24 protein-coding genes are annotated in these 24633 nt (G+C 43.3%); all 24 read left to right on the top strand.

Annotated features, from left to right (window positions below; all coding sequences use genetic code 11):
• Window positions 1-20 precede the first annotated feature (20 nt).
• The 24 genes from plsX to BMI76_RS10100 all read left to right on the top strand — a co-directional run bounded on the left by plsX (window position 21) and on the right by BMI76_RS10100 (window position 24501).
• The gene (plsX, locus tag BMI76_RS10215; RefSeq protein WP_075347451.1) at window positions 21-1019 is read left to right on the top strand and encodes a phosphate acyltransferase PlsX; all 999 of its coding nucleotides are present in this window, start codon (window positions 21-23) and stop codon (window positions 1017-1019) included.
• A gap of 1 nt (window position 1020) precedes the next feature.
• Window positions 1021-1260, top strand: a complete 240-nt coding sequence (locus BMI76_RS10210; protein WP_075347450.1) for an acyl carrier protein — start codon at window positions 1021-1023, stop codon at window positions 1258-1260.
• Between the two features lie 125 nt (window positions 1261-1385).
• Window positions 1386-2093: a phosphoribosylaminoimidazolesuccinocarboxamide synthase gene (purC, locus tag BMI76_RS10205; RefSeq protein WP_075347449.1), complete on the top strand. Its 708-nt coding sequence runs from the start codon at window positions 1386-1388 to the stop codon at window positions 2091-2093.
• A 9-nt stretch (window positions 2094-2102) separates the two neighbouring features.
• The gene (locus tag BMI76_RS10200; protein ID WP_075347448.1) at window positions 2103-5828 is read left to right on the top strand and encodes a phosphoribosylformylglycinamidine synthase; all 3726 of its coding nucleotides are present in this window, start codon (window positions 2103-2105) and stop codon (window positions 5826-5828) included.
• Between the two features lie 35 nt (window positions 5829-5863).
• Window positions 5864-6484 carry a DNA alkylation repair protein gene (locus BMI76_RS10195; protein ID WP_075347447.1) on the top strand — a complete coding sequence of 207 codons (621 nt, stop codon included), beginning with the start codon at window positions 5864-5866 and terminating at the stop codon, window positions 6482-6484.
• 25 nt (window positions 6485-6509) lie between these two features.
• The gene (gene purF / locus BMI76_RS10190) at window positions 6510-7949 is read left to right on the top strand and encodes an amidophosphoribosyltransferase (RefSeq protein ID WP_075347446.1); all 1440 of its coding nucleotides are present in this window, start codon (window positions 6510-6512) and stop codon (window positions 7947-7949) included.
• A 62-nt stretch (window positions 7950-8011) separates the two neighbouring features.
• Window positions 8012-9037, top strand: coding sequence for a phosphoribosylformylglycinamidine cyclo-ligase (purM, locus tag BMI76_RS10185; protein ID WP_075347457.1), 1026 nt, complete (start codon window positions 8012-8014; stop codon window positions 9035-9037).
• Complete coding sequence (gene purN / locus BMI76_RS10180) at window positions 9037-9588, top strand: phosphoribosylglycinamide formyltransferase (protein ID WP_075347445.1); 552 nt, start codon at window positions 9037-9039, stop codon at window positions 9586-9588. The genes purM and purN overlap by 1 nt, the downstream gene beginning before the upstream one ends.
• Window positions 9589-9594: 6 nt before the next feature.
• Window positions 9595-10101 carry a VanZ family protein gene (locus BMI76_RS10175; RefSeq protein ID WP_307770188.1) on the top strand — a complete coding sequence of 169 codons (507 nt, stop codon included), beginning with the start codon at window positions 9595-9597 and terminating at the stop codon, window positions 10099-10101.
• Between the two features lie 165 nt (window positions 10102-10266).
• Window positions 10267-11814, top strand: a complete 1548-nt coding sequence (gene purH, locus BMI76_RS10170) for a bifunctional phosphoribosylaminoimidazolecarboxamide formyltransferase/IMP cyclohydrolase (RefSeq protein WP_075347443.1) — start codon at window positions 10267-10269, stop codon at window positions 11812-11814.
• A gap of 293 nt (window positions 11815-12107) precedes the next feature.
• The gene (locus tag BMI76_RS10165; RefSeq protein ID WP_075347442.1) at window positions 12108-13310 is read left to right on the top strand and encodes an NRAMP family divalent metal transporter; all 1203 of its coding nucleotides are present in this window, start codon (window positions 12108-12110) and stop codon (window positions 13308-13310) included.
• A gap of 21 nt (window positions 13311-13331) precedes the next feature.
• Entirely contained in the window at window positions 13332-14072 is a 741-nt protein-coding gene (gene pxpB, locus BMI76_RS10160) for a 5-oxoprolinase subunit PxpB (RefSeq protein WP_075347441.1), read from the top strand.
• Window positions 14062-15072, top strand: a complete 1011-nt coding sequence (locus BMI76_RS10155) for a biotin-dependent carboxyltransferase family protein (RefSeq protein WP_075347440.1) — start codon at window positions 14062-14064, stop codon at window positions 15070-15072. The genes pxpB and BMI76_RS10155 overlap by 11 nt, the downstream gene beginning before the upstream one ends.
• A 36-nt stretch (window positions 15073-15108) precedes the next feature.
• Window positions 15109-16278 (top strand): biotin carboxylase N-terminal domain-containing protein, encoded by a 1170-nt coding sequence (locus tag BMI76_RS10150; RefSeq protein WP_075347439.1) that lies wholly within the window; start codon window positions 15109-15111, stop codon window positions 16276-16278.
• Between the two features lie 23 nt (window positions 16279-16301).
• Entirely contained in the window at window positions 16302-17075 is a 774-nt protein-coding gene (locus BMI76_RS10145; protein ID WP_075347438.1) for a LamB/YcsF family protein, read from the top strand.
• 340 nt (window positions 17076-17415) lie between these two features.
• Entirely contained in the window at window positions 17416-17631 is a 216-nt protein-coding gene (gene relB / locus BMI76_RS10140) for a type II toxin-antitoxin system RelB family antitoxin (protein WP_075347437.1), read from the top strand.
• Entirely contained in the window at window positions 17628-17891 is a 264-nt protein-coding gene (locus tag BMI76_RS10135; protein WP_075347436.1) for a type II toxin-antitoxin system RelE/ParE family toxin, read from the top strand. Before relB ends, BMI76_RS10135 begins: the two co-directional genes overlap by 4 nt.
• Before the next feature lie 561 nt (window positions 17892-18452).
• Window positions 18453-19406 carry a sugar-binding transcriptional regulator gene (locus BMI76_RS10130; protein ID WP_075347435.1) on the top strand — a complete coding sequence of 318 codons (954 nt, stop codon included), beginning with the start codon at window positions 18453-18455 and terminating at the stop codon, window positions 19404-19406.
• Between the two features lie 383 nt (window positions 19407-19789).
• Window positions 19790-20587, top strand: a complete 798-nt coding sequence (locus tag BMI76_RS10125) for an SDR family oxidoreductase (RefSeq protein WP_075347434.1) — start codon at window positions 19790-19792, stop codon at window positions 20585-20587.
• Window positions 20588-20613: 26 nt separating this feature from the next.
• A complete protein-coding gene (locus tag BMI76_RS10120; RefSeq protein WP_075347433.1) occupies window positions 20614-21042 on the top strand; it encodes a PTS sugar transporter subunit IIA in 429 nt (142 codons plus the stop codon).
• Window positions 21039-21530, top strand: a complete 492-nt coding sequence (locus BMI76_RS10115) for a mannose/fructose/sorbose PTS transporter subunit IIB (RefSeq protein ID WP_075347432.1) — start codon at window positions 21039-21041, stop codon at window positions 21528-21530. Before BMI76_RS10120 ends, BMI76_RS10115 begins: the two co-directional genes overlap by 4 nt.
• A gap of 35 nt (window positions 21531-21565) precedes the next feature.
• Window positions 21566-22366 (top strand): PTS mannose/fructose/sorbose transporter subunit IIC, encoded by an 801-nt coding sequence (locus tag BMI76_RS10110; protein ID WP_075347431.1) that lies wholly within the window; start codon window positions 21566-21568, stop codon window positions 22364-22366.
• Window positions 22367-22392: 26 nt separating this feature from the next.
• The gene (locus BMI76_RS10105) at window positions 22393-23238 is read left to right on the top strand and encodes a PTS system mannose/fructose/sorbose family transporter subunit IID (protein WP_075347430.1); all 846 of its coding nucleotides are present in this window, start codon (window positions 22393-22395) and stop codon (window positions 23236-23238) included.
• Window positions 23239-23268: 30 nt separating this feature from the next.
• Window positions 23269-24501, top strand: a complete 1233-nt coding sequence (locus BMI76_RS10100) for a zinc-binding dehydrogenase (protein WP_075347429.1) — start codon at window positions 23269-23271, stop codon at window positions 24499-24501.
• The last annotated feature ends 132 nt before the right edge of the window (window positions 24502-24633 follow it).

Genomic DNA, 24633 nt, shown 5'->3' with positions numbered 1-24633 from the left:
TGTAAAAAAAGGAAAGAATAATGAAAAAAATTGCAGTTGATGCTATGGGGGGAGACAATGCGCCTCAGGCTATTATTGAAGGGGTTAATCAGGCTTTGGCAGAATTCCCCGATATTGAAATTCAGCTCTATGGAGATGAGGCTAAGATAAAACCCTATCTTCAGGCAAATGAACGGGTGAGCATTGTTCACACCGATGAAAAAATTGATTCAGATGACGAGCCGGCCAAGGCTGTCCGCAAGAAAAAGCAGGCTTCTATGATCTTAGGAGCGCAGGCAGTTAAAGACGGTAAAGCTGACGCTGTGCTTTCTGCGGGAAATACGGGAGCTCTGCTGGCAGCCGGCCTTTTTGTTGTCGGCCGTATTAAAAACATTGACCGTCCGGGCCTGATGTCGACTCTGCCGACGCTTAACGGTCAGGGATTTGATATGCTTGATTTGGGAGCCAATGCTGAAAATACGGCCCGCCATCTGCATCAATATGCCATTTTGGGGTCTTTTTACGCTCAAAATGTCCGCGGCATTACTCAACCGCGCATTGGTCTGCTCAATAATGGAACTGAATCAACCAAGGGAGACTCGCTGCGCAAGGAAGCTTTTGAACTGTTATCCGCTGATCAGTCTCTTCATTTTATCGGTAATGTTGAAGCGCGTGATTTGATGTCTGGTGTTGCCGATGTGGTTGTCGCTGATGGTTTCACGGGAAACGCAGTCTTGAAGGCTATCGAAGGAACAGCGCTCGGTATCATGGGACAGCTGAAATCTTCTATTAAAAAGGGAGGACTCAGAGCAAAATTAGGAGCCCTTTTACTGAAAAACAGTCTTTATGATTTGAAAGATAATTTGGATTATTCAGGTGCCGGCGGCGCAGTGCTTTTTGGCCTTAAGGCACCGGTTGTTAAGTGTCATGGTTCGAGTGACGCCAAGTCTGTTTATTACACGATAAAGCAGATACGCACAATGCTTGAGACTGATGTTGTCGGTCAATTAGTAGGAGAATTTTCTAAAAAGGGGGATTAGCATGACGAATGGTGAGATTTTTGCAAGGCTTTCTGCTTTGATTAAGCAGCAGCTGCACGATGAAAAATTAAAGGTGGCCAAAGAGACCGTTTTTCATGATGACCTGGAGATGGATTCGATTGCTCTCGTGGAGTTTATCATTACTTTGGAAGATGAATTTAATCTTGATATTCCTGACGAAGATGTAGAAGATATCCAGACCATGGGAGAATTGACAGATTATCTGGAACAAAGGTGTTAAAATAAAATCGTTCGTTATTTGCGAACGATTTTATTTTTGTTCTGTAACAAAGTTTGTTAAATCTTGAATTATAGAAATCTGTGTGTTAAAATCTAAGTTAGAATATATGAAAGGCGAACGATTCAATGACCAGAGAACTTATTTATTCGGGTAAGGCTAAGGATATTTTTGCTACAGAAGACGAAAATGTGATTATTGCACAGTACAAGGACCAAGCAACAGCTTTTAACGGCGTTAAAAAGGAGCAGATTGCGGGCAAGGGCCAGTTAAATAATCAGATTTCGTCTTTAATTTTTGAAAAATTAAATGCGGCAGGCATTGCAACGCACTTTATTGAAAAGATTTCAGATACAGAGCAGTTAAATAAAAAAGTTGCTATTATTCCGCTTGAAGTGGTCCTTCGTAACTATACAGCGGGCTCTTTTTCCAAACGTTTTGGTGTTGAAGAGGGCATCAAGCTGGATATGCCAATTGTCGAATTTTACTATAAAAATGATGATTTGGATGATCCTTTTATCAATGATGAACATGTAAAATTTTTAGGTGCCGCTGATGATGAGGAAATCTCCTATATCAAGGCAGAAACGCGCCGCATCAATGACTTGCTATCTGACTGGTTTCAGCAAATCGGCCTTAAATTGATTGACTTTAAATTGGAATTTGGTAAGGACAAGGACGGAAATATTATTTTAGCGGACGAATTCTCACCGGATAACTGCCGTCTTTGGGATGCACAGGGGCATCACATGGACAAAGACGTTTTCCGCCGCGGGCTGGGTGAGCTGACAGATGTTTATACGGTCGTTTTGGAGAGATTGAAGGGAATCAAGTAGGAAAAAAGTATGGATAAACGTATTTTTGTTGAAAAAAAAGCAGCGTTTCGCGTTAAATCAGAGTCTTTAGCCAAGGAGCTGAGCCATAATTTGCAGCTAAAAACGCTGTCAGATTTGCGGATTGTACAGGTTTATGATGTTTTCAATTTGTCTGAGGAGCTCTTTGACAGAGCGGAGAAGCATCTTTTTTCAGAACAGGTGACTGATGCTATTTTAACTGAGGAGCAAGTGGCTGAGGCTCTGGAGACTTCTGCCTTCTTTGCTATTGAAGCTCTGCCCGGTCAGTTTGATCAGCGTGCTGCCAGTTCTCAGGAAGCGCTGTTTTTGCTTGGTGCCGCTGATGATGTGAGGGTTAATACAGCTCAGCTGTATTTAGTTAATCAGACGATTGAAGCAGCTGAATTGGAAGCGATCAAAAACTATCTGCTTAATCCGGTTGATTCACGCTTTAAGGATATCAGAGCGGGGATTCAGCCGCAGGAATTTTCCAGCTCCGATAAAACCATTCCAAGGCTTGATTTTTTCGAGACTTATACAGCAGAGGATTTTGCGGCCTATAAGGCCAAGCAAGGTTTGGCTATGGAAGTGGACGATCTGCTCTTTATCCAAGATTACTTTAAACAGCTGGGCCGGGTACCGACTGAAACAGAACTCAAGGTACTGGACACTTACTGGTCAGACCACTGCCGGCATACGACTTTTGAGACAGAGCTGAGATCAATAGATTTCTCAGCTTCACAGTTCCAAGCACAGCTGCAGGCGACTTATGATAAATACCTTGCCATGCGCAATGAGCTTGGACGTTCTGAAAAGCCGCAGACGCTTATGGATATGGCGACTATTTTTGGCCGTTATGAGCGCGCAAATGGGCGTCTTGATGATATGGAAGTATCCGATGAAATCAATGCTTGTTCGGTTGAAATTGAAGTTGATGTTGATGGCGTCAAAGAGCCTTGGCTCTTGATGTTTAAAAATGAAACTCACAATCACCCGACGGAAATTGAGCCCTTTGGTGGTGCTGCAACCTGTATCGGCGGGGCTATTCGGGATCCTTTGTCAGGCCGTTCCTATGTTTATCAGGCTATGAGAATTTCAGGAGCGGGTGATATTACGAAACCAGTAGCAGAAACGCGTAAGGGTAAGCTGCCGCAGCAGGTTATTTCTAAAACAGCAGCGCACGGTTATTCTTCCTACGGTAATCAAATTGGCTTGGCGACAACTTATGTCAAGGAGTATTTCCATCCGGGATTTGTTGCTAAGCGTATGGAACTCGGTGCTGTTGTCGGTGCTGCACCAAAAGAAAATGTCGTTCGCGAAAAGCCCGAAGCTGGTGATGTTGTCATTCTTTTGGGAGGAAAGACCGGACGTGACGGTATTGGCGGTGCCACAGGCTCCTCTAAGGTTCAGACGGTTGAATCTGTGGAAACAGCAGGTGCTGAAGTCCAAAAAGGAAATGCTATTGAAGAGCGTAAAATTCAGCGCCTTTTCCGTAAAGGCGAGGTGACTCGTCTCATCAAGAAATCAAATGACTTCGGTGCTGGCGGTGTCTGTGTCGCTATTGGCGAATTGGCAGACGGTCTGGAAATTGACCTTGACAAGGTGCCGCTCAAATATGCGGGTCTCAATGGTACGGAAATTGCCATTTCTGAATCGCAGGAGCGCATGTCGGTCGTCGTTCGTCCTAAGGATGTGGATACTTTTATTGCAGAGTGCAACAAAGAAAATATTGATGCTGTTGTAGTCGCAGCTGTGACTGAAAAACCAAACCTTGTCATGACTTGGAACGGTGAGACTATTGTTGATATTGAGCGTTCTTTCCTTGATACCAATGGCGTGCGCGTGGTTGTCGATGCCAGTGTGGTTGACAGCGGTGTCAAGCTGCCCGAGCAGCGAATCACTTCAGCAGAAACTCTTGAACAGGATACCTTGGCTGTTCTTTCAGACCTCAATCATGCCAGCCAAAAAGGACTTCAAACCATCTTTGACAGCTCCGTTGGCCGTTCAACTGTTAACCATCCTCTAGGCGGTCGCTACCAAGTGACACCGACTGAAGCTTCTGTGCAGAAATTGCCAGTACAAGATGGAGTGACAAGGACAGCTTCTGTCATGGCACAAGGTTATAACCCTTACATTGCGGAATGGTCGCCTTATCATGGGGCTGCCTATGCCGTTATTGAAGCGACAGCACGGTTAGCGGCAACAGGTGCTAACTGGTCACAGGCTCGTTTTTCTTATCAGGAATATTTCCAGCGTATGGACAAACAAGCAGAACGCTTCGGCCAGCCGGTTGCGGCTCTGCTAGGTTCCATTGAGGCTCAGGCTCAGCTGGGTCTGCCTTCCATTGGCGGTAAGGACTCTATGTCCGGAACCTTTGAAGAGTTGACAGTGCCACCGACTTTGGTTGCTTTCGGGGTAACAACGGCTGACAGCCGTAAGGTTCTCTCACCTGAGTTCAAGGCTGCTGGTGAAAATCTTTACTACATTCCTGGTCAAGCGATCTCTCAAGATATTGATTTTGATCTCATCAAAGCTAACTTTGCCAAGTTTGAAGCCATTCAAGCTGCTCACAAGGTGACCGCAGCAGCGGCTGTTAAATACGGCGGTGTTATCGAAAGTCTGGCTCTCATGAGTTTTGGTAACCGTATTGGTGTTCATGCAGAATTAGCTGAACTTGACAGCAGCTTGACAGCACAGCTTGGCGGTTTTATCTTCACATCACCAGAAGTCATTTCTGACGCTGTTAAAATTGGTCAAACTGTTACAGACTTTACAGTGACTGTCAACGGTGTCAACTTATCTGGAACTAAATTGCTTGCAGCTTTTGAAGGCAAATTAAACGAAGTTTACCCAACAGAATTTGAACAAAGCAAAGCTCTGGAAGAAGTACCGGAGATTGTTTCTGACACTGTTATTAAAGCGAAGGAGACAGTTGCTGAACCGTTGGTATATATCCCTGTTTTTCCGGGAACCAACTCTGAGTACGATTCAGCTAAGGCTTTCGAAAAAGAAGGTGCTAAAGTCAGCCTGGTACCATTTGTAACCTTGAATGAGACTGCGATTGCTAAGTCAGTTGACACGATGGTTGACAATATTGACAAGGCTAATATTATCTTCTTTGCCGGCGGATTTTCCGCAGCGGATGAACCAGATGGGTCAGCTAAGTTTATCGTTAACATCTTGCTCAATCAAAAAGTTCGCGCAGCTATTGACAGTTTCATTGAAAGAGGCGGACTTATCATCGGTATCTGTAATGGTTTCCAAGCTCTTGTCAAATCTGGTCTTCTGCCTTATGGTAATTTTGAAGAAGCTGCTGAGACAAGTCCAACCCTTTTCTACAACGATGCCAACCAACACGTGGCTAAGATGGTTGAAACCCGTATTGCCAATACTAACTCTCCATGGCTAGCAGGGGTTGAAATCGGCGATATTCATGCTATCCCAGTCTCTCATGGCGAAGGGAAATTTGTCGTGACAGCAGAGGAATTTGCTGAACTTCGGGACAACGGCCAAATCTGGAGCCAATACGTTGACTTTGATGGCAAACCTTCTATGGATTCCAAATATAATCCAAACGGCTCTGTCAACGCTATCGAAGGCATTACAAGCAAGAACGGTCAGATTATCGGCAAAATGGGACACTCCGAACGCTATGAAGACGGCCTTTTCCAAAACATTCCAGGAAACAAAGACCAAAAATTATTTGAAAGTGCAGTGAAATATTTTACTGGGGAATAGACGTTTGCTAAAGGTCTGTTTGTAGAAAGGGTATTATGAATCAGTATATCGCAAGGCTGGAAAATGATTTCTCGTCTATAGAACATGGATTTAAAGAGGAAGAGAAAAGGGCTTTAACTGATTATAAATCCAAGGATGATGAATCTATCAAAAAACTAGCATTTTTAGCTTATCAATCTGATGTTTACCAAGTAAGAATGTATGCTGTATTCCTTTTTGGATATTTGTCAAAAGATGAAGAAATCTTAATATTCATGAGAGATGAAGTTTCCAAAGATGATAACTGGAGAGTTCAAGAAGTGTTGGCAAAAGCGTTTGATGAATTTTGTAAGAAAACAGGATATGAAAAAGCACTTCCCATTATTGATGAATGGTTAAAAAGCAGCAAACCCAATACGAGAAGAGCTGTTACAGAGGGTTTAAGAATATGGACAAGTAGGCCATATTTTAAAGAAAATCCTACCGAAGCTATTAGAAGAATAGCTGATTTAAAAGAGGATGAAAGTGACTATGTTAGAAAATCAGTTGGGAATGCTTTAAGGGATATTAGCAAAAAATTTCCAGATTTGGTGAAGGTTGAATTGAAAAATTGGAAATTAGAAAGTAAAGAGATTCATCACATTTACAAATTGGCCAGCAAATTTATTGAAGCCTAGAATTTAAGTGCAAAAGGTATATAAAATGACATACGAAGTAAAATCTTTAAATGAAGAATGCGGTTTGTTCGGTATTTGGGGGCATCCCCAAGCTGCTCAGGTGACTTATTTTGGTCTTCACAGCCTGCAGCACCGCGGTCAGGAAGGAGCCGGTATTTTATCGAATGACAGCGGCAAGCTTCTGCGCTATCGCGATACTGGTTTGGTATCAGAAGTTTTTAAAAATCCAGCTGATTTGGAAAAACTAAGCGGTCAGGCAGCTATCGGCCATGTCCGTTATGCGACAGCTGGGGAGGCTTCGATTGACAATATTCAGCCCTTCCATTTCAAATTTTATGATATGGAATTTGGCTTGGCACACAATGGAAATCTGACCAATACCCAAACCTTGAAAAAAGAACTGGAACGCGATGGTGCCATCTTTTCTTCATCATCTGATACAGAAATCTTGGCTCATCTCATCCGCCGCAGCCACAATCCTAGCTTTATGGGCAAGGTTAAAGAAGCTCTCAATACTGTCAAAGGCGGCTTTGCTTACCTTCTCATGCTGGAAGATAAAATGATTGCCGCTCTTGATCCTAATGGTTTCAGACCGCTGTCTCTTGGACAGATGGCCAACGGGGCTATCGTTGTTTCCAGTGAAACCTGTGCTTTTGAAGTCATTGGCGCCAAGTGGATTCGAGATGTTAAACCCGGAGAGCTGGTAGTCATTGATAAAGAAGGTATCCATTATGACACGTATACAGATGAGACTCAATTAGCTATCTGTTCGATGGAATATATTTACTTTTCGCGTCCGGACAGTGTGATTCATGGGGTCAATGTTCATACGGCTCGGAAAAACACCGGACGCCGTTTGGCTCAGGAATTTAACCATGAAGCGGATATTGTGGTCGGGGTGCCGAATTCATCTCTGTCTGCGGCCAGCGGATTTTCCGAAGAATCAGGCCTGCCAAATGAAATGGGCCTGATCAAAAATCAGTATATACAGCGTACCTTCATTCAGCCTACACAGGAATTGCGTGAACAGGGTGTGCGCATGAAATTATCGGCGGTGTCAAGTATTGTAAAAGACAAACGTGTGGTCATGGTGGATGACTCTATCGTTCGGGGGACAACCAGCCGCCGCATTGTTCAGCTGCTGCGTGAAGCGGGTGCGGCAGAGGTCCATGTGGCCATTGCCAGTCCGCCGCTCAAATACCCGTGTTTTTACGGTATTGACATTCAAACACGGCGTGAGTTGATTGCGGCCAATCACTCTGTAGAAGAAACACGCCAGATTATCGGAGCTGACAGCCTGACTTATCTGTCCATTGATGGTTTAATTGAGTCCATCGGCTTGGAAACAGATGCACCAAACGGCGGACTTTGCGTCGCTTACTTTGACGGCAAGTACCCAACTCCGCTCTATGATTATGAAAAACGTTATCTGGAAAGCCTGAAGGAAAAAACGAGTTTTTATTGATGATTGAGTTGGAAAAACCTTGCAATTTTCAATGTAGTGATTTTAAAAAGAAGGAATTGATTATGACAGAAAATAAAAATGCTTATGCAAAATCTGGGGTGGATGTTGAGGCTGGTTACGAGGTGGTAGAGCGCATCAAGAAACATGTGGCGCGTACCGAGCGTCTGGGTGTCATGGGAGCTCTGGGCGGTTTCGGCGGAATGTTTGATCTATCTCAGCTGGACGTCAAAGAACCGGTCTTGATTTCAGGGACTGACGGTGTGGGAACTAAGCTCATGCTGGCTATCAAATACGACAAACATGATACCATCGGTCAAGACTGTGTGGCCATGTGTGTCAATGATATTATCGCTGCGGGTGCCGAGCCCCTCTACTTCCTCGATTATATCGCGACTGGCAAAAATGAACCAGCCAAATTGGAGCAGGTGGTTGCCGGTGTGGCTGAAGGCTGTGTCCAAGCTGGAGCAGGTCTGATTGGCGGGGAGACGGCTGAAATGCCTGGTATGTATGGCGAAGATGATTACGATTTGGCTGGTTTTGCGGTCGGCGTGGCTGAAAAAAGTCAAATCATCGACGGCTCAAAAGTTAAGGAAGGCGATGTGCTGCTGGGTCTTGCTTCCAGCGGTATTCATTCAAATGGCTACTCGCTTGTCCGCTGTGTCTTTGCGGACTATACAGGTGAGGAGGAGCTGCCAGAACTTGAAGGCAAAAAACTCAAAGACGTCCTGCTTGAACCAACACGCATTTACGTCAAAGCAGCTCTGCCATTGATTAAGGAAGAGCTGGTCAATGGAATTGCCCACATCACAGGCGGCGGTTTTGTCGAAAATGTGCCTCGTATGTTTGCGGATGATTTGGCTGCTGAAATTGAAGAAGACAAGGTGCCGGTTCTGCCAATTTTCAAGGCTCTTGAAAAATACGGTGAGATCAAGCACGAAGAAATGTTTGAAATCTTCAACATGGGTATCGGTCTCATGCTGGCGGTCAGTCCAGACAAGGTCGACCGTGTCAAGGAAGTCCTTGACGAGCCTGTTTACGAACTTGGCCGAATCGTGAAGAAGGCCGACGCAAGTGTGGTGATGAAATAATGAAAAAAATTGCCGTTTTTGCTTCTGGCAATGGCTCCGATTTTCAAGTCATTGCCGAGCAATTTCCTGTTGAATTTGTTTTCTCTGACCACCGCGATGCCTATGTGCTGGAGCGCTCTAAAAACCTCGGCATTAAAAGCTACGCTTTTGAACTCAAGGAGTTTGACGATAAGGCTGCCTATGAAGAGGCTATCGTCAAACTCTTAGAGGAACACAAAATTGACTTGGTCTGCCTGGCAGGCTACATGAAAATCGTCGGACCGACCTTGCTGGCTGCTTACGAGGGCCGCATGATTAATATTCATCCAGCTTATCTGCCAGAATTTCCGGGAGCCCATGGGATCGAGGATGCCTGGAAGGCCGGTGTTGACCAATCAGGAGTTACCATCCACTGGGTAGACAGCGGTGTGGACACCGGTCAAGTCATCAAACAAGTGCGCGTGCCGCGTCTGCCAGATGACACCATCGAAAGCTTCGAAACTCGAATCCATGAAGCAGAGTATCAACTTTACCCTCAGGTGCTGGAGAGCTTGGGAGTGGGGAGGAAGTAATTTATCATGCAAAGTGCTAAATTAACGAGATTTATTGTTTGTGTGTATCTGCTGCTGCTGACTTGGGGGATTCTGTTTAAGTTTGAAACGCAGTTGGAATACATTTCATTTTTTGTACATGATCGAAACATTAACTGGATACCCTTCTCATCACCCATGGTCGTGAATGGCGATGTGGCTGCTTCTGAAATGGTATTCAACATTCTTTGCTTTATGCCCTATGGTGTGGCTGTGCCTTTGGTAAAAGAAAGTTGGCCGGATCGAAAAATTATTCTATCTGGATTTCTGCTCAGCCTTTGCTATGAAGTGCTGCAGTTCATCTTGGCTATTGGCAATGCAGATGTGACCGATTTATTCATGAATACGCTGGGAGTTATGTGCGGCCTGGGGCTTTTAGCTCTCATGCGCAAACTCTTCCCAACCAAAGTTCGTCAAATCGTTAATCTTATCGGTCTAAACCTCGGTGGCTTAGCACTTATCATCTTGGCTATTTTGTTTATTTTAGGCATTTAATGGCCTTACCGCGTAGCTATTTTCAAAGAAGAAAAACTTTTTAAAAAGAAAGGAATTGAACCCGTCCGGAAGGCTTGGACAAAGAGGAACCTCTCCCAGACGCAAGCGTCTTCGTCAAGTTTCCTATTTTTCAGTCGCCTTCTAGTCGGACTTGGTATCTTAATTATGACTAAACGCGCACTTATCAGCGTCTCAGACAAAGCGGGCATTGTTGAATTTGCCCAAGAATTGACCAAACTCGATTGGGAAATCGTCTCAACCGGCGGAACCAAGGTTGCCCTTGACAATGCAGGAGTAGCAACCATTGCTATTGACGATGTGACAGGCTTTCCTGAAATGATGGATGGCCGTGTTAAGACCCTTCACCCGAAAATTCATGGCGGTCTTTTGGCTCGCCGCGACCTTGACAGCCATGTCAATGCCATGAAAGAGCATGACATCACACCGATTGATCTGGTCGTTGTTAACCTCTATCCCTTCAAGGAAACGATTCTCAAACCAGATGTGACCTATGCGGATGCGGTGGAAAACATCGACATCGGTGGACCTTCCATGCTGCGTTCAGCGGCCAAAAACCATGCCAGCGTGACAGTTGTGGTTGACCCTGCTGATTATGCTGTTGTTTTGGAAGAATTGGCTGGCGCAGGTCAGACGACATTTGAAACGCGCCAGCGCTTGGCAGCCAAGGTTTACCGTCATACCGCGGCCTATGATGCCTTGATTGCTGAGTATTTCACAGCCCAAGTCGGCGAAACAAAACCAGAAAAACTGACACTGACTTACGACCTCAAGCAGCCCATGCGCTATGGTGAAAATCCACAGCAGGATGCGGATTTCTATCAAAAAGCTCTGCCAACAGACTACTCTATTGCATCTGCCAAGCAGCTCAACGGTAAAGAACTGTCCTTCAACAATATTCGTGACGCTGATGCGGCTATTCGTATCATCCGTGACTTCAAAGACCGTCCAACTGTTGTAGCGCTCAAGCACATGAATCCATGCGGTATCGGTCAGGCTGATGACATTGAAACAGCTTGGGATTACGCTTATGAAGCTGATTCCGTTTCGATCTTCGGCGGTATCGTGGTGCTCAATCGTCAAGTAGACGCCGCGACAGCTGAGAAGATGCATGCAATCTTCCTTGAAATCATCATTGCACCATCTTATACAGACGAAGCGCTAGCTATTCTCACAACCAAGAAGAAGAACCTGCGCATCCTTGAGCAGCCCTTTGATGCTCAAGAAGCCAGTGAAGCTGAAAAAGAATACACCGGTGTTGTCGGCGGCCTCCTTGTGCAAAACCAAGACGTGGTCAAGGAAAATCCCGCTGACTGGAAGGTGGTTACCAAGCGCCAGCCTGATGAGCGTGAACGAGTTGCTCTTGAGTTTGCTTGGAAAGCTATCAAGTACGTCAAGTCCAATGGTATCATCGTGACCAATGACCACATGACCCTTGGCGTCGGACCCGGCCAGACCAACCGTGTGGCTTCTGTCCGTATTGCTATCGACCAAGCCAAAGACCGTCTTGACGGCGCTGTTCTTGCTTCTGATGCCTTCTTCCCATTTGCTGATAATGTCGAAGAAATTGCAGCTGCAGGTATCAAGGCCATTATCCAGCCGGGCGGTTCCGTCCGCGACCAGGAGTCTATTGACATGGCTGACAAGTACGGCATTACCATGGTCTTTACAGGTGTCAGACATTTTAGGCATTAAGCTCAACAGCCGTTGCTGGAAGTGCAGTTAGTTTAGTTTTAACAACCTCCCAAAAAGCTAAAAAACGCAATAGCTGGGGGAGTTTCTGTATTTGAACAAAAGAGTTTCTGCATACAACATGCAGAACTTTTTGTTAAGCCGCTGTAAAAGGATGCGGCTTAGAATTTTAAAGATAGGATTTTCGGGATAGCAGGAGAGCATGTTATAAAATCTAACATCAATTTGTATATTTGCCTTGGCATGATACCTTTTGTGGGCTATAATGTAAGTATTCTGATAAAGGGAGGATAGATATGAACAACAAAAAGAGAAATAAGGGTGCTCTCTTGGGAGCTGCCTTTATCATGGCGACATCTGCTGTCGGGCCCGGTTTTTTAACGCAAACGGCAAAATTTACCAGCGACTTCTCAGCCAGCTTTGGCTTTGTCATTCTTGCTTCGATTGCCTTAGCCTTGATTGTTCAGACCAACATCTGGCGTGTCTTGACGGTCAGCGGTTTGAGAGGACAGGATATTGCCAATAAGGTGCTGCCGGGATTAGGCTATGTTCTGGCTTTTCTGATTGTTTTGGGCGGTCTTGTTTTTAATATTGGAAATGTCGGCGGCGGAGCGCTTGGTTTTAATACCTTGTTGGGAGTTCCCACGACAGTGGGTTATTTTCTAGCCGGCGGTCTGGCTATTTTAATTTTTCTTTTTAAAAATGCCATGACAGCTATGGATACTTTCACCAAGGTGTTGGGCGGCTTAATGATCCTTGTCATCTTTCTCGTTATTCTCATTGTCAATCCTCCTTATGGAACTGCTTTAAAAGAAACCTTCATGCCGTCAGCCGGTTTTTCAAATCTTTTCAATGCCATTTTAACGCTTTTAGGCGGCACGGTTGGAGGCTACATTACCTTTGCAGGAGCTCACCGTTTGATTGATGCTGGTTTTACAGGACAGGAAAATTTAGATCATGTTAAGAAAAGTTCCATCATGGGAATTTCGATTGCGACAATTGTCCGCATTTTCTTATTTCTGGCTATCTTAGGGGTTGTTGCCAAAGGTGCTGCTTTAGATCCCAATAATCCGGCCGCAGATGCTTTCAAGCAGGGGGCTGGCGAACTTGGCTACCGTTTCTTTGGTTTGGTGCTCCTGTCAGCTGCCTTAACTTCAATCGTTGGTGCAGCCTATACCTCGGTTTCTTTTCTAAAGACCTTGAGCAAGACAGTGGCTAAGTACGAAAAAGCGGTTACCATTATTTTTATCATTATTTCGACCTTTATCATGGCCTTTTTAGGACAGCCGGCTAATTTACTGGTTGTTGCCGGAGCCTTAAATGGTTTGATTTTGCCTTTGACTTTAGGCATTTGCCTCATTGCCAGCCAAAAAACCAGCATCATGGGGTCGGTTTATAAGCATCCTAAGTGGCTGTTCTGGCTGGGTGTTATTGTTGTTGGAATTACGGCTTATTTAGGAATAGTGTCCTTGGGCAATCTGGGACAATTGTTCTCATAATGAGAATGAAAGGGGGCTTGTATGGAATACAGGATTAGAACAGCTGGTGATTCAGCCCTGCTGATTGAATTCGAGCAGGAAATCAAGCAGGAGACGAATCAAAAAATCAAAGCTATCCTTCAATGGCTGAAAGAACAGTCTATTGAAGGGATTCTTGACATGGTTCCTGCATTTGCATCCCTGCTGATCAGTTATGATCCGCGCCTCCTTTCTTACGATAGTTTAATAAATCAATTAGATACTTTATTGCAGCAGGAGGTCAAGGAAAGCCAAGATCAGCAGCGGATTATTGAAATTCCTGTCTGCTATGGCGGAGCATACGGTCCGGATATACAATTTGTTGCCCAGAATGCCGGTCTGACAGAAGCGGAAGTCATTGCCAGACATACCAGCCGGGACTACCTCATTTATATGCTGGGATTTCTGCCGGGTTTTCCTTACCTAGGCGGTCTCGATGAGACCATTCATACGCCTCGTTTGGAAAATCCAAGGCTGACTATTGCAGCTGGCAGTGTTGGCATTGGCGGCAGCCAAACAGGTATTTATCCTATGGCTTCTCCTGGCGGCTGGCGTTTAATTGGCAGAACACCTCTTAAGACCTATGACCCTCAAAGACAGCGGCCCTTTATCTTTGGAGCTGGTGATTATATTCGTTTTAAGGCTATTGACGAATCTGATTATGATAACATTTATCAAGCGGTTTTAGCAGGCAGCTATGAGGTTACTGTATTGACCGGAGAGGAGGTCAGAGATGGGCATTAGAATCATCAAACCGGGCTTCATGACAACTGTTCAGGACAGCGGCCGCAATGGTTATCAAAGTCAAGGATTCAGTGTTTCGGGGGTTATGGATGTCAGATCGTTTCGGATAGCCAATCTTCTTCTGGACAATCCTGAAAATGAAGCTGTTCTCGAATTTTCTCTGGTGGGGCCAACCTTAGCATTCACTCGGGATACGATTATTGCCATCACCGGCGGTGACTTTCAGCCGACAGTTAACGGAGAGCCGGCAGCCATGTATACCGCTCTTTATCTGCATGAAGGAGATGTTCTGGCCTTTGGCGGTGCTAGGACGGGTTCGCGGGGTTACATCAGTTTTTCCGGCGGCTTGAAGATTCCAGAAGTCATGGGGAGCCGCTCAACCAATGTTAAAGTTGGTCTGGGAGGCTTTAAAGGCCGGCAGCTGCAAGCGGATGACTATATTCCCTTTCGCAGCAACCGTCTGTACCTGCCTCACTTTTTATCCAGAAAGCTGCCGGCGGATGACTTTGATCAGGATGCGGCTGTTCTAAGGGTTGTTTTAGGGCCTCAGACACAGCATTTTACGGAAGAAGGCCTGCAGACTTTTCTAAGGGAAACCTATACGGTTACCAAAGATTTTGATCGTATGGGCTGCCGTTTAGACGGTCCGTCTATTGCTCACAAGGACAAGGCAGATATTATTTCGGATGCGACTGTTTTCGGTGCCATCCAGGTGCCGGCTCATGGCAAGCCTATTGTTTTATTGGCCGACCGTCAGACAACAGGCGGCTATACTAAAATAGCAGCAGTTATTTCTGTGGATATGCCCAAATTGGTTCAAAGAAAGATGAATCACAGCATTAGCTTTGAGGCTGTTTCAATTGAAGAAGCCCAAGACTTGCTGCAACAGGAAGCAGCTGAATTGGAACAAATGCGCAGCCAGATTCACCAGCCCTGCCCGGAAGTACTGACGAGACGTCCTACCGCTAAACGTCTGGCCGCGCTTTTTGAGCAAGGATAAATGTTGCGATTGAGTGATATTTAAGTAGGAAATGCGATGATTGAAAAAATACTTGTAGCCAACCGCGGTACGATAGCGGTCAGCATTATTCGAGCTTGCCGCTGTCTGGGAATCCAGTCGGTCGCTGTTTATTCCAAAGAAGACGCCAAGAGCCTTCATGTACAGCTGGCAGACCAAAGCCTTTGCGTCGGTCAGGGTTCGCTTGAAAACAGTTATATGAACCGAGAGCATATGATTTCGGCTGCTTTATATATGGGAGCCGATGCCATTCATCCGGGCTATGGTTTTCTGGCAGAAGATGCCGAGTTTGCCAAGCTCTGTCAACAACACGGCCTTATTTTTATTGGACCGAGTCCCGAGCTTCTTGAACAGCTGCATGATGGCTCTCAAATGGAGCAGATAGTGGCAAAGGTCAATCCTGATCTGCTATCTGGAAATTCAGCTCATCTGGAACTTAATGAAACTGCAAAAGAGTTCATGGACTTTTCTCGAACGATTGAAGTCCCAATTGTTGCTGATCATTTTGGCAATATTGTTGCTTTGGGAGAAAGGGATTGTTTGAGTCAGGAAAACGGACAGACAATACTGGAAGAGACGCCCTCACCTGCTCTTGATAGGAAAAGCCGAAAAAATTTAGGACAGGCTGCTGTTGAGACTGCCCAGGCTGCTCACTATACCAATGCCGGAACAGTTAGCTTTGCGCTGGACCAATCGAATCAATTCTATTTTACAGGAATCACTGCCAGCATCTCATCTGGTTATGGCTTGACAGAAATGGCAGCGGGGATAGATCTGCTTGTTGAGCAGATTAGAATTGCCGACGAGGAGCCCCTATCTTTTAAAGAGGAAGATATTGCTGCCAAGAGACATGCCCTTGCCTGCCGTATTAGAGCGCAGTTTTCCTGCAAAGATTCTGAGGCAGAGTCTGGCTTGGTTAAGCATTTGCATCTGCCTGCGGGCAATGGTATCAGAGTGGATACTGCTCTTTATGCCGGTTATCAGATTCCTGAAAATTATAATCCAGAAATTGCTCAGATTATTGTTCAGGCAGCCGATAGATTGGCGGCCATTCAAAAAATGCAGGCAGCCTTAGATGAAATGGTAGTGCTTGGTGTTGAAAGCAATTTAGATTTTCAGTATAGTATAATGGAAGATTCTAACTTTAGAGAAGGTAAGATTGATAAAAATTTGATAGAATCATTATGAATGCTTACCCCAAGGAGATCAGTATGACATATAAAGTTGATTTGAACAGTGACTTAGGTGAGAGCTTTGGTGCCTATCACATGGGACAAGACAGTGAAATTATTCCTCTGATTAGCTCAGCCAATATTGCCTGCGGATTTCATGCAGGAGATCCCTTGGTTATGCTGACAACGACCAGATTGGTTCAGGAAAATAAAATTGCCATGGGAGCTCACCCAGGCTTCTCTGACCTGATGGGCTTTGGCCGCCGCAACCTTCAGATAAGCACCAAAGAGGCCGCAGCTGATACGACCTATCAGATAGGAGCCTTGGATGCTTTTGCCAAAGCCGGCAACATGCAGCTGCAGCATGTGAAACCCCACGGTGCTCTTTATAATATGGCCTGCAAAGACAGCAAGCTGGCCAGAGCCATTGCTCAGGCGGTTGCCAGTTATGATGACAGGTTAATTCTTTTGTGTCCCGGAGCCAGTGAATTAGCGCTGGCTGCCAAGGCCAGTGGTTTACGAGTGGCAAAGGAGGTCTTTGCTGATCGTGCCTACGAAAATGACGGTTCCTTGGTCAGCCGAAACAAAGAAGGTGCCATGATTACCGATGAACACTTGGCTATTGAACGCTTAATTCAAATGATTAAGGATAAGACAGTTGTCAGTATTGACGGCAAGACCATACCGATTGAGGCTGACTCTGTCTGTGTCCACGGTGATGGTCCTAAGGCACTTCAATTTGTCAAAGAAATCAGACAGGCCTTCCAGCAAGAAGGCATTGTCATCAGCCCTTTAGCAGATGTTGTCGATTGAGTTCTCACAGGTCTGTCCAATAAATTCTTAAAAAGTCAGCCTTGTAATGGAGTGATTTTAGTTTTTCTTTGGCATGCGTTTTGCTAAATAAAAGAAGGACGAGGTTTCTTAAACTAGCAGCAGTAGCCGCCCTGGGCATGACAGCTGTCGGGTTGCTCGGTCGGTCTTTACTTGAATGTGCAGCATCCCTTACTCTATGTTTTTGTTAACTAGCAAGAAGCGCCCCAGCTGAAAAAGTTGGGGTGCTTTTTACGAATAGAAAAGAGAAAGGAATCTTTTGACAACAATAAATGAGAGGATTATAATAGGCATAAATACAATGTATTCAAGGAGAATAAACATGACAACGATGACTTTGAGAATCAACGACCAAGATGGAGATTTGATCAAAAAATACATTCAACTACATGGATTGACGATTTCTGAGTTTGCCAGACAGTCTATGCTGGAAAAGATTGAGGACGAATATGATTTGCAGCTTCTCCGTCAGGCCATGGCTGAAGATGATGGCGTGAGGATTCCGATTGAAGATGTTTTTGAGGAATTTGACATATGAAATACCGAATTGTTATCACCTCAAAAGCAGATAAACAGCTGAAAAAAATGGATGCCTTCACCAGGAAGATGATTTTGTCTTGGATTAAGAAAAATCTTTATCACACAGATAATCCCCGCCAGCATAGAAAAAGCTTGACAGCTAATCACTCAGGCGAGTGGCGTTACCGTGTTGGACATTATCGGATTCTTGCTAATATCCTTGACGACGAAATTGTGATAGAAATCTTTTCAGTTGGCCATCGTCGAGATATTTATTAAATGATTTTTAAGCTTTCTGCAAGATTTCTTTAAGCCTCGCTTAAGCAAGATTGACTATACTATAACCATCCTAGCAATAGGATTCCCAAAACTTTTCTTTTTCATAGCAGTGGCTACTAACAATCTTCTCACGCTTTCAGCGTTTAAGATTGAAGTAGCTGTTGCATAGGTATTCGTACGACCTAAAGGTCTACGACTACCGTAAATCTCCTAAAAAGAAGGCTGAGCAATCAGTCTTCTTTTGTTTTGTAAAAGGACCAGCCGGTTACTAATAAAAGAAGCTTCATCCACTAGCTGGGGGCAGTAGCTTATAGCACTTGTCCAAACCACCCGTTAGACGGGCGGTCATGATTGGAACATCAGCAATGTCTCTCTAAGGCTGTTAGAAAAGTTCTCAAGCTTTGGGTTCAACATTGGAAACTTCAAATTTAATTTTAGCGCTGTCTTAATAGAAATTAGCAATAATTTTCACATTAGTGATAGCTTTATAACTTTTGAAAAAATTGCGAATTTATGATAAAGTACTATACATAATTAAACAGGTATTGATTGGGGATTAAGATGTTCACAGAAGATAGATTACTTATCAAAATTGCTGAAATGTATTATCAGGGAAATAAAACCCAAAGTCAAATTTCAAAAGAACTGGGTATTCATCGAACAACAATTAGTCGATTATTGAAGCAATCGCGGGAGGAAGGGATTGTTCAAATCACTATTAATTATGATAAAGCAGGTACTTATACCGTCGAAAAGAACTTGGAAAAAATTTTTGGTCTGCATAAAGCAATAGTAGTTCCCGTTGCAGACAATATGGAAAGAAGGCAAAAGGAACAGGCTTTGGCTAAAGCTTTAGGCAGTTATTTGACAACACTGCTGCACGATGGAATGATTATTGGTTTTTCTTGGGGAGAAACACTGGCTGCAGTCGCGGATCAAATGCCGGAACTTAAGTTATCAAATGTCACTTGTGTTCCCATGATTGGCGGTCCTTCAGGACGTTTAATCAGCGATTACCATGTCAATACGATTACTTATGAAGCTGCTAAAAAGCTGCATGGGAAAGCACTTTTAATAGATTCCCCAGCTATTCCGGAAACTAAGAAACTAAAAGAAGCCTTATTAAAAAATGATTTTAATAAGGAACTCGTGGCTCTGTGGGATCGTCTTGACGTTGCAATAATGGGGGTTGGAAGCCCACTATTAAAAAATAATAAGACTTGGCATGACTTCTACGGGCAAGATATCATTGGCAAGATAAAAGAAGAAGATATCATAGGAGATGTGGTTTCCAGATTTTATAATATTGATGGCAAGCATATAAAAAATGAACTGGATCAGCGAATTATCGGTATCACGATACAAAAACTAAAAAAATGTCCTTACCGTATAGGTGTTGCTGAATCTATAGACAAGGTTTCTGCCCTAATCGGTGCGCTTAGAGGGAAATATATCAATATATTAGTTACAACCGAAGAGACGGCCAAAGAAATTTTACAGCGTGTACAAATCTAAAACGAACCTGAAACATTAATGTTTCGGGTTCGTTTTTTATAGAAATAGCCTCTTGATGCAATGGCTGGCTCCCCTATCCTTTAGGACAAATGATAATTCAAATTGACTGACAAATATGGTTAGCACAGGTACTCTCAATACTAATCAGCTGTGCAGAGGCGAAACTGCGATATTCGATTCTTTGAACGACTGATTTCTGTCCCATTTCCGTTCTTAATCAGCAGATATTTGAATGCCAAAATTGGATCAGTTACATGTGCAATTATCACAAATGAGATTATTTTTATAAAATGTGAAAAAAGTATTGACAAAGACATATAGTCGTGATATAGTCAATTTGTAACAAACGTTATAATAAAATCACAAATGATAAGGTGAGGAATATGGATTGGTTAAATATTGGTGGAAAAGCAGTCGTTGTTACAGGAGGATCATCTGGAATTGGGCGCGCTATTATTGAAGAGCTGTTGAGCTTAAATGTCAAGGTTGCTAACTTTGATATTGCAGACAATGATCTTAAGCATGATAATCTCTTTTTTAAAAAGGTTGATGTTACCTCACGTGAAGAGGTTGAAGAAGCCGTATCGGCTGCGGCTGCGCACTTTGGGACGCTTGATGCGGTTGTCAACAATGCGGGAATTAATATTCCGCGGCTTTTGGTTGACCCAAATAATCCCCATGGCAAGTATGAATTGGACGATACTGTTTTTGAAAAAATAACCATGATTAATCAAAAGGGGTTGTATTTAGTAAGTCAGGCTGTAGGACGCATATTGGTTCATAAGAAAAAAGGGGTCATCATTAATATAGCTTCAGAAGCAGGTCTTGAAGGTTCTGAAGGTCAAAGTGCTTATGCAGGAACTAAGGCGGCTGTATACAGTTATACGCGTTCTTGGGCAAAGGAACTCGGTAAATACGGAGTTCGGGTTGTTGGTATCGCACCAGGAATCATGGAGGCAACGGGTTTGCGGACGCTCGCTTATGAAGAAGCGCTTGGTTATACGAGAGGTAAAACAGTCGACGAGATTCGTGCAGGTTATGCTTCAACAGCGACAACTCCGCTGGGGCGCAGCGGGAGATTAAGTGAGGTTGCTGATCTTGTAGCTTATTACATTTCAGACCGCTCAAGTTATATCACGGGTATTACAACAAATGTTGCCGGTGGCAAAACACGCGGCTGAGGAATTTAATGAGAAGGGAGAACTCCATGAATCAGGTGATTTTAGTAGCGCACGGCCGTTTAGCGACAGAAATGAAAAAATCAGCGGAGATGCTGTTTGGAGAGCTAACTAATTTCCATACGATTGAATTTTTAGAAACTGAAGGTTTGGACACTATATCTCAAAAAATTTTCCAAAAAATGAAAGCGCTTAACCAGCCGACTTTAATTTTTGCAGATTTATTTGGCGGTACCCCCTTTAATGCTAGCTGTGCGCTAGTCCTAAAACATCCAGAATTGGAATTAGAGGTTGTTTCCGGGATGTCATTGCCGCTTGTATTAGAAATAGCAGCTGTGATTGATCAGCAACCCCTTAAAGAAATAGCAAGCAGTCTTCCCATGTTAGCAAATGACACAGTTAAGCAGTTTAAGCGGGAACCTTTAAATATTAATACTGACGAGGAGGAGTTGGAATGAAAATTAAATTAGCTAGAATTGATGATCGGCTGATTCATGGACAAGTAACCACTGTTTGGGCTAAAGAAGCCAATGCAGAGCGGATTATTATTCCAAGTGATGATGTTGCCAGTGACGAGATACGCAAAACACTGGTCAAACAGGCTGCACCGCCAGGAATAAAAGTGAATGTCGTCACTACTGATAAAGCTATAAAAGTTTATCACAATCCTAAATATGAAAATGATACAGTTTTTTATTTATTCACAAAACCTCAGGAAGTTGTTGATTTAGTCAAAGGAGGTGTTCCGATTAAGAGTATTAATATTGGCGGGATGCAGTTTAAGGAGGGCCGCACTCAGCTAACAAAAGCTGTGTCTGTTTCTAAAGAAGATATTGAAGCTTTCAAGGAATTAATTGGTTTAGGAGTTACGCTGGATTGCCGCGTTGTCGTTACCGACAGTTCCAAGGATTTTGAAGCATTGTTAAAAGAAGTAAAAATTCAATAAAAGAGAAGACTAATAAGTGAAACGAGGTAAAAGAAATGGAACTATCGCTATTGCAAATTGTGTTGATATTCATTTGGTCCAGCATCACAGGAATGGGTAGTGTGCTGGATGAATTTCAAACTCACAGACCCTTAATTGCCTGTACAGTTACAGGTTTGATTCTGGGAAATATGTCCACAGGAATCATTTTAGGCGGGACATTGGAACTCATTGCATTAGGCTGGATGAATATCGGTGCAGCTCAGTCACCCGACTCAGCTCTAGCCAGTGTTATCTCTACTATTTTAGTTGTTGTGGGGCACCAAGATATTCAAAAAGGTATTGCCATTGCTCTTCCTGTTGCTGTTGCGGGACAAGTATTGACAGTATTGGTAAGGACTGTGACCGTTGCTATCCAGCATATAGCAGATAAGGAAGCTGAAAAAGCTAATTTTGGACGGATTATCTTCTTACATTTTTTCGCACTCATTTTTCAGGCCATGCGTGTGGCAATTCCAGCAACGTTAGTAGCTGTATTCGTTGATGCTGAAGCGGTTACCAAAATGTTAGATGCTATTCCTAAAGTTATTACAGGAGGGCTTGCTGTTGCTGGAGGAATGATTGTCGTTGTCGGTTATGCTATGGTTTTGAATATGATGTACATCAAGTACTTGTTACCATTCTTTTTTGCAGGTTTTGTTCTGGGCGGCTATTTAGATTTTAGCCTGCTGGCTTTTGGTATTTTAGGTTTAATCATTGCTTTGATATATGTCCAGTTAAATCCTAATTTTAATAAACAGACCAGCGTACAGACTGCTGAAAATATAGCGTTAGCCGATGATGAACTAGAAGATTAGGACAAAAAAGAAAGTTGGTATGAACTATGGTAAGTAAGAATGATATTGTTATGACAAAAAAAGTAACGAAAAAAGATATGATTCAAACGTTTATTTATTCGAATTTTCAGCAGGCTTCTTTTAATTTTGAACGTATTCATGCATTGGCCTTTTGTGTTGATATGATTCCGACTATTAAACGAGTTTATAAAACCAAAGAAGAACAAGTTGCTGCTCTAAAGCGCCATTTAACTTTCTTCAATGTTACGCCTGCCGTCTGCGGACCGGTTATTGGTGTAACAATGGCTATGGAAGAAGCACGTGCAAATGGGGCTGATCTTGATGATGGAACAATCAGCAGTTTAAAAATTGGACTGATGGGACCGCTTTGCGGAGTGGGGGATCCTTTGATTTGGGGAACATTGCGACCGGTTCTGGCAGCAATAGGTGCCTCTATGGCTCTAAACGGCCAGTTCCTAGGACCGCTTCTTTTCTTCCTATCATTTAATGCAGTACGGCTAGCTATCAAATGGTATGGTCTAACTTATGGTTTTAAACAGGGATTAGGGATTGTCAAAAACTTATCTGGGAATATTCTCCCCAAACTGACCGAAGGAGCTACTATTTTAGGTCTGTTTATCATGGGAGTTTTGGTAACAAAATGGACAAATATTAATGTTTCACTAATGGCTTACAAAGCAACAGGAAGCGACGGCAAAACAACTGTTACAACCATTCAAAACATTTTGGATGACTTAGTGCCGGGTCTGTTGCCGCTGGCATTGACTTTTGCAATGATGTACTTACTTAGAAAAAAAGTCAGTCCAATTGTGTTAATTTTTATCTTGTTTGCTGTAGGTATTGTTGGCTATGCAGCGGGTATCTTATCTTAATATGAATGAAAGTATCAATGAGGAGAGAAAATGAAAACAAAAGCAGTACGATTATATGGAAAAAAAGACTTGCGTTTAGAGGAATTTGACCTTCCTGACATTAGTGATGATGAAATTTTGGCTTCAGTTGTTACTGACAGTATCTGCATGTCATCTTGGAAACTGGCCAATCAAGGATCAGAACATAAAAAGACACCCGACAATTTAAAGGATAATCCAATCATCATTGGACACGAATTTTGCGGTGAAATCATAGAAGTCGGTAAGAATTGGCAGCATAAATTCAAAAAGGGACAGCGATATGTTGTCCAAGCTAATTTACAGCTTCCAGACCGTCCGGATTGTCCAGGCTATTCCTATCCTTATACGGGAGGCGATGCTACATATATTATTATTGATAAAGATGTTTTAAATCAGAACTGTTTGATTCCATACAATGGAGATACCTTTTTTGAAGGTTCGTTATTAGAGCCCCTGTCATGTGTTATCGGAGCATTTGAAGCTAATTACCATTTAATCGAAGGGACCTACAATCATAAAATGGGAATTAAAGCTGGCGGAAATATGGTTATCTTAGGCGGTACCGGTCCGATGGGACTATTGGCTATTGACTATGCTTTGCATGGTCCCATCAACCCCAGCAATCTCATTGTTACAGATATTAGCCAAGAAAAGCTTGACCGTGCTCAAAAACTATATCAATCAACGGAAAAAACAAAAATCACATTTATCAATACTCAAGGTTTAGAAAATCAAGTTGAAACCTTGCTTGCTTCTGTCAATGGTAAGAAATTTGATGACGTGTTTGTCCTAGTGCCTCAACAATCTTTAGTAACGGATGCATCTAAGCTTTTGAATGCTGATGGCTGTCTCAATTTTTTTGCAGGTCCGCAGAAAAAAGATTTTTTTGCTCCAATCAATTTCTATGATATCCACTATTCATTCACTCACTATGTTGGTACATCAGGCGGCAATATTGACGACATGCACAAGGCTGTTAAAGCAATTGAAGAAAGAAAAGTATCTGTTGCCAACATTGTAACGCATATCCTTGGACTGAATGCCTTGGCAGAAACTACCCTAACACAGCCGGAAATCGGCGGAGGGAAAAAATTGGTTTACACTCATAAAAACTTTGATCGTCTGGAATTGGCTTTGGCTCAAGAGAAAGACGAAAAATTATCGGCTATTTTAGGCAAGACAGATGGTATCTGGAGCAAGGAAGCAGAAAATTATATTTTAGATTATTATCCTGATATCTAAAAACATGTCAATCGAAAATGACAATGTCTTGAAAAAATCGGTTAGATAAGTGAAAAATCTGTTATAATTGTGGTTGAGAGGTATTCCTCTCACGCTTGAATTCTTCATAAGATTTTCCGATTTTATGAAGGT

It is taken from the genome of Streptococcus sp. 'caviae' (genome assembly GCF_001937065.1).
Lineage (GTDB): Bacteria > Bacillota > Bacilli > Lactobacillales > Streptococcaceae > Streptococcus.
Note: the sequence above shows the minus strand (reverse complement) of the source record. Positions and strands in the feature narration are given on the sequence as shown.

Coding starts and splice junctions, on each gene's coding strand:
- BMI76_RS10145 (WP_075347438.1), top strand. CDS start 16,302: ATGACATATAAAGTTGATTTGAACAGTGACTTAGGTGAGAGCTTTGGT.
- BMI76_RS10165 (WP_075347442.1), top strand. CDS start 12,108: ATGAACAACAAAAAGAGAAATAAGGGTGCTCTCTTGGGAGCTGCCTTT.
- BMI76_RS10200 (WP_075347448.1), top strand. CDS start 2,103: ATGGATAAACGTATTTTTGTTGAAAAAAAAGCAGCGTTTCGCGTTAAA.
- BMI76_RS10155 (WP_075347440.1), top strand. CDS start 14,062: ATGGGCATTAGAATCATCAAACCGGGCTTCATGACAACTGTTCAGGAC.
- BMI76_RS10175 (WP_307770188.1), top strand. CDS start 9,595: ATGCAAAGTGCTAAATTAACGAGATTTATTGTTTGTGTGTATCTGCTG.
- BMI76_RS10130 (WP_075347435.1), top strand. CDS start 18,453: ATGTTCACAGAAGATAGATTACTTATCAAAATTGCTGAAATGTATTAT.
- plsX (WP_075347451.1), top strand. CDS start 21: ATGAAAAAAATTGCAGTTGATGCTATGGGGGGAGACAATGCGCCTCAG.
- purM (WP_075347457.1), top strand. CDS start 8,012: ATGACAGAAAATAAAAATGCTTATGCAAAATCTGGGGTGGATGTTGAG.
- BMI76_RS10100 (WP_075347429.1), top strand. CDS start 23,269: ATGAAAACAAAAGCAGTACGATTATATGGAAAAAAAGACTTGCGTTTA.
- BMI76_RS10125 (WP_075347434.1), top strand. CDS start 19,790: ATGGATTGGTTAAATATTGGTGGAAAAGCAGTCGTTGTTACAGGAGGA.
- BMI76_RS10105 (WP_075347430.1), top strand. CDS start 22,393: ATGGTAAGTAAGAATGATATTGTTATGACAAAAAAAGTAACGAAAAAA.
- BMI76_RS10210 (WP_075347450.1), top strand. CDS start 1,021: ATGACGAATGGTGAGATTTTTGCAAGGCTTTCTGCTTTGATTAAGCAG.
- relB (WP_075347437.1), top strand. CDS start 17,416: ATGACAACGATGACTTTGAGAATCAACGACCAAGATGGAGATTTGATC.
- BMI76_RS10195 (WP_075347447.1), top strand. CDS start 5,864: ATGAATCAGTATATCGCAAGGCTGGAAAATGATTTCTCGTCTATAGAA.
- purN (WP_075347445.1), top strand. CDS start 9,037: ATGAAAAAAATTGCCGTTTTTGCTTCTGGCAATGGCTCCGATTTTCAA.
- purC (WP_075347449.1), top strand. CDS start 1,386: ATGACCAGAGAACTTATTTATTCGGGTAAGGCTAAGGATATTTTTGCT.
- BMI76_RS10150 (WP_075347439.1), top strand. CDS start 15,109: ATGATTGAAAAAATACTTGTAGCCAACCGCGGTACGATAGCGGTCAGC.
- purH (WP_075347443.1), top strand. CDS start 10,267: ATGACTAAACGCGCACTTATCAGCGTCTCAGACAAAGCGGGCATTGTT.
- purF (WP_075347446.1), top strand. CDS start 6,510: ATGACATACGAAGTAAAATCTTTAAATGAAGAATGCGGTTTGTTCGGT.
- BMI76_RS10120 (WP_075347433.1), top strand. CDS start 20,614: ATGAATCAGGTGATTTTAGTAGCGCACGGCCGTTTAGCGACAGAAATG.
- pxpB (WP_075347441.1), top strand. CDS start 13,332: ATGGAATACAGGATTAGAACAGCTGGTGATTCAGCCCTGCTGATTGAA.
- BMI76_RS10110 (WP_075347431.1), top strand. CDS start 21,566: ATGGAACTATCGCTATTGCAAATTGTGTTGATATTCATTTGGTCCAGC.
- BMI76_RS10115 (WP_075347432.1), top strand. CDS start 21,039: ATGAAAATTAAATTAGCTAGAATTGATGATCGGCTGATTCATGGACAA.
- BMI76_RS10135 (WP_075347436.1), top strand. CDS start 17,628: ATGAAATACCGAATTGTTATCACCTCAAAAGCAGATAAACAGCTGAAA.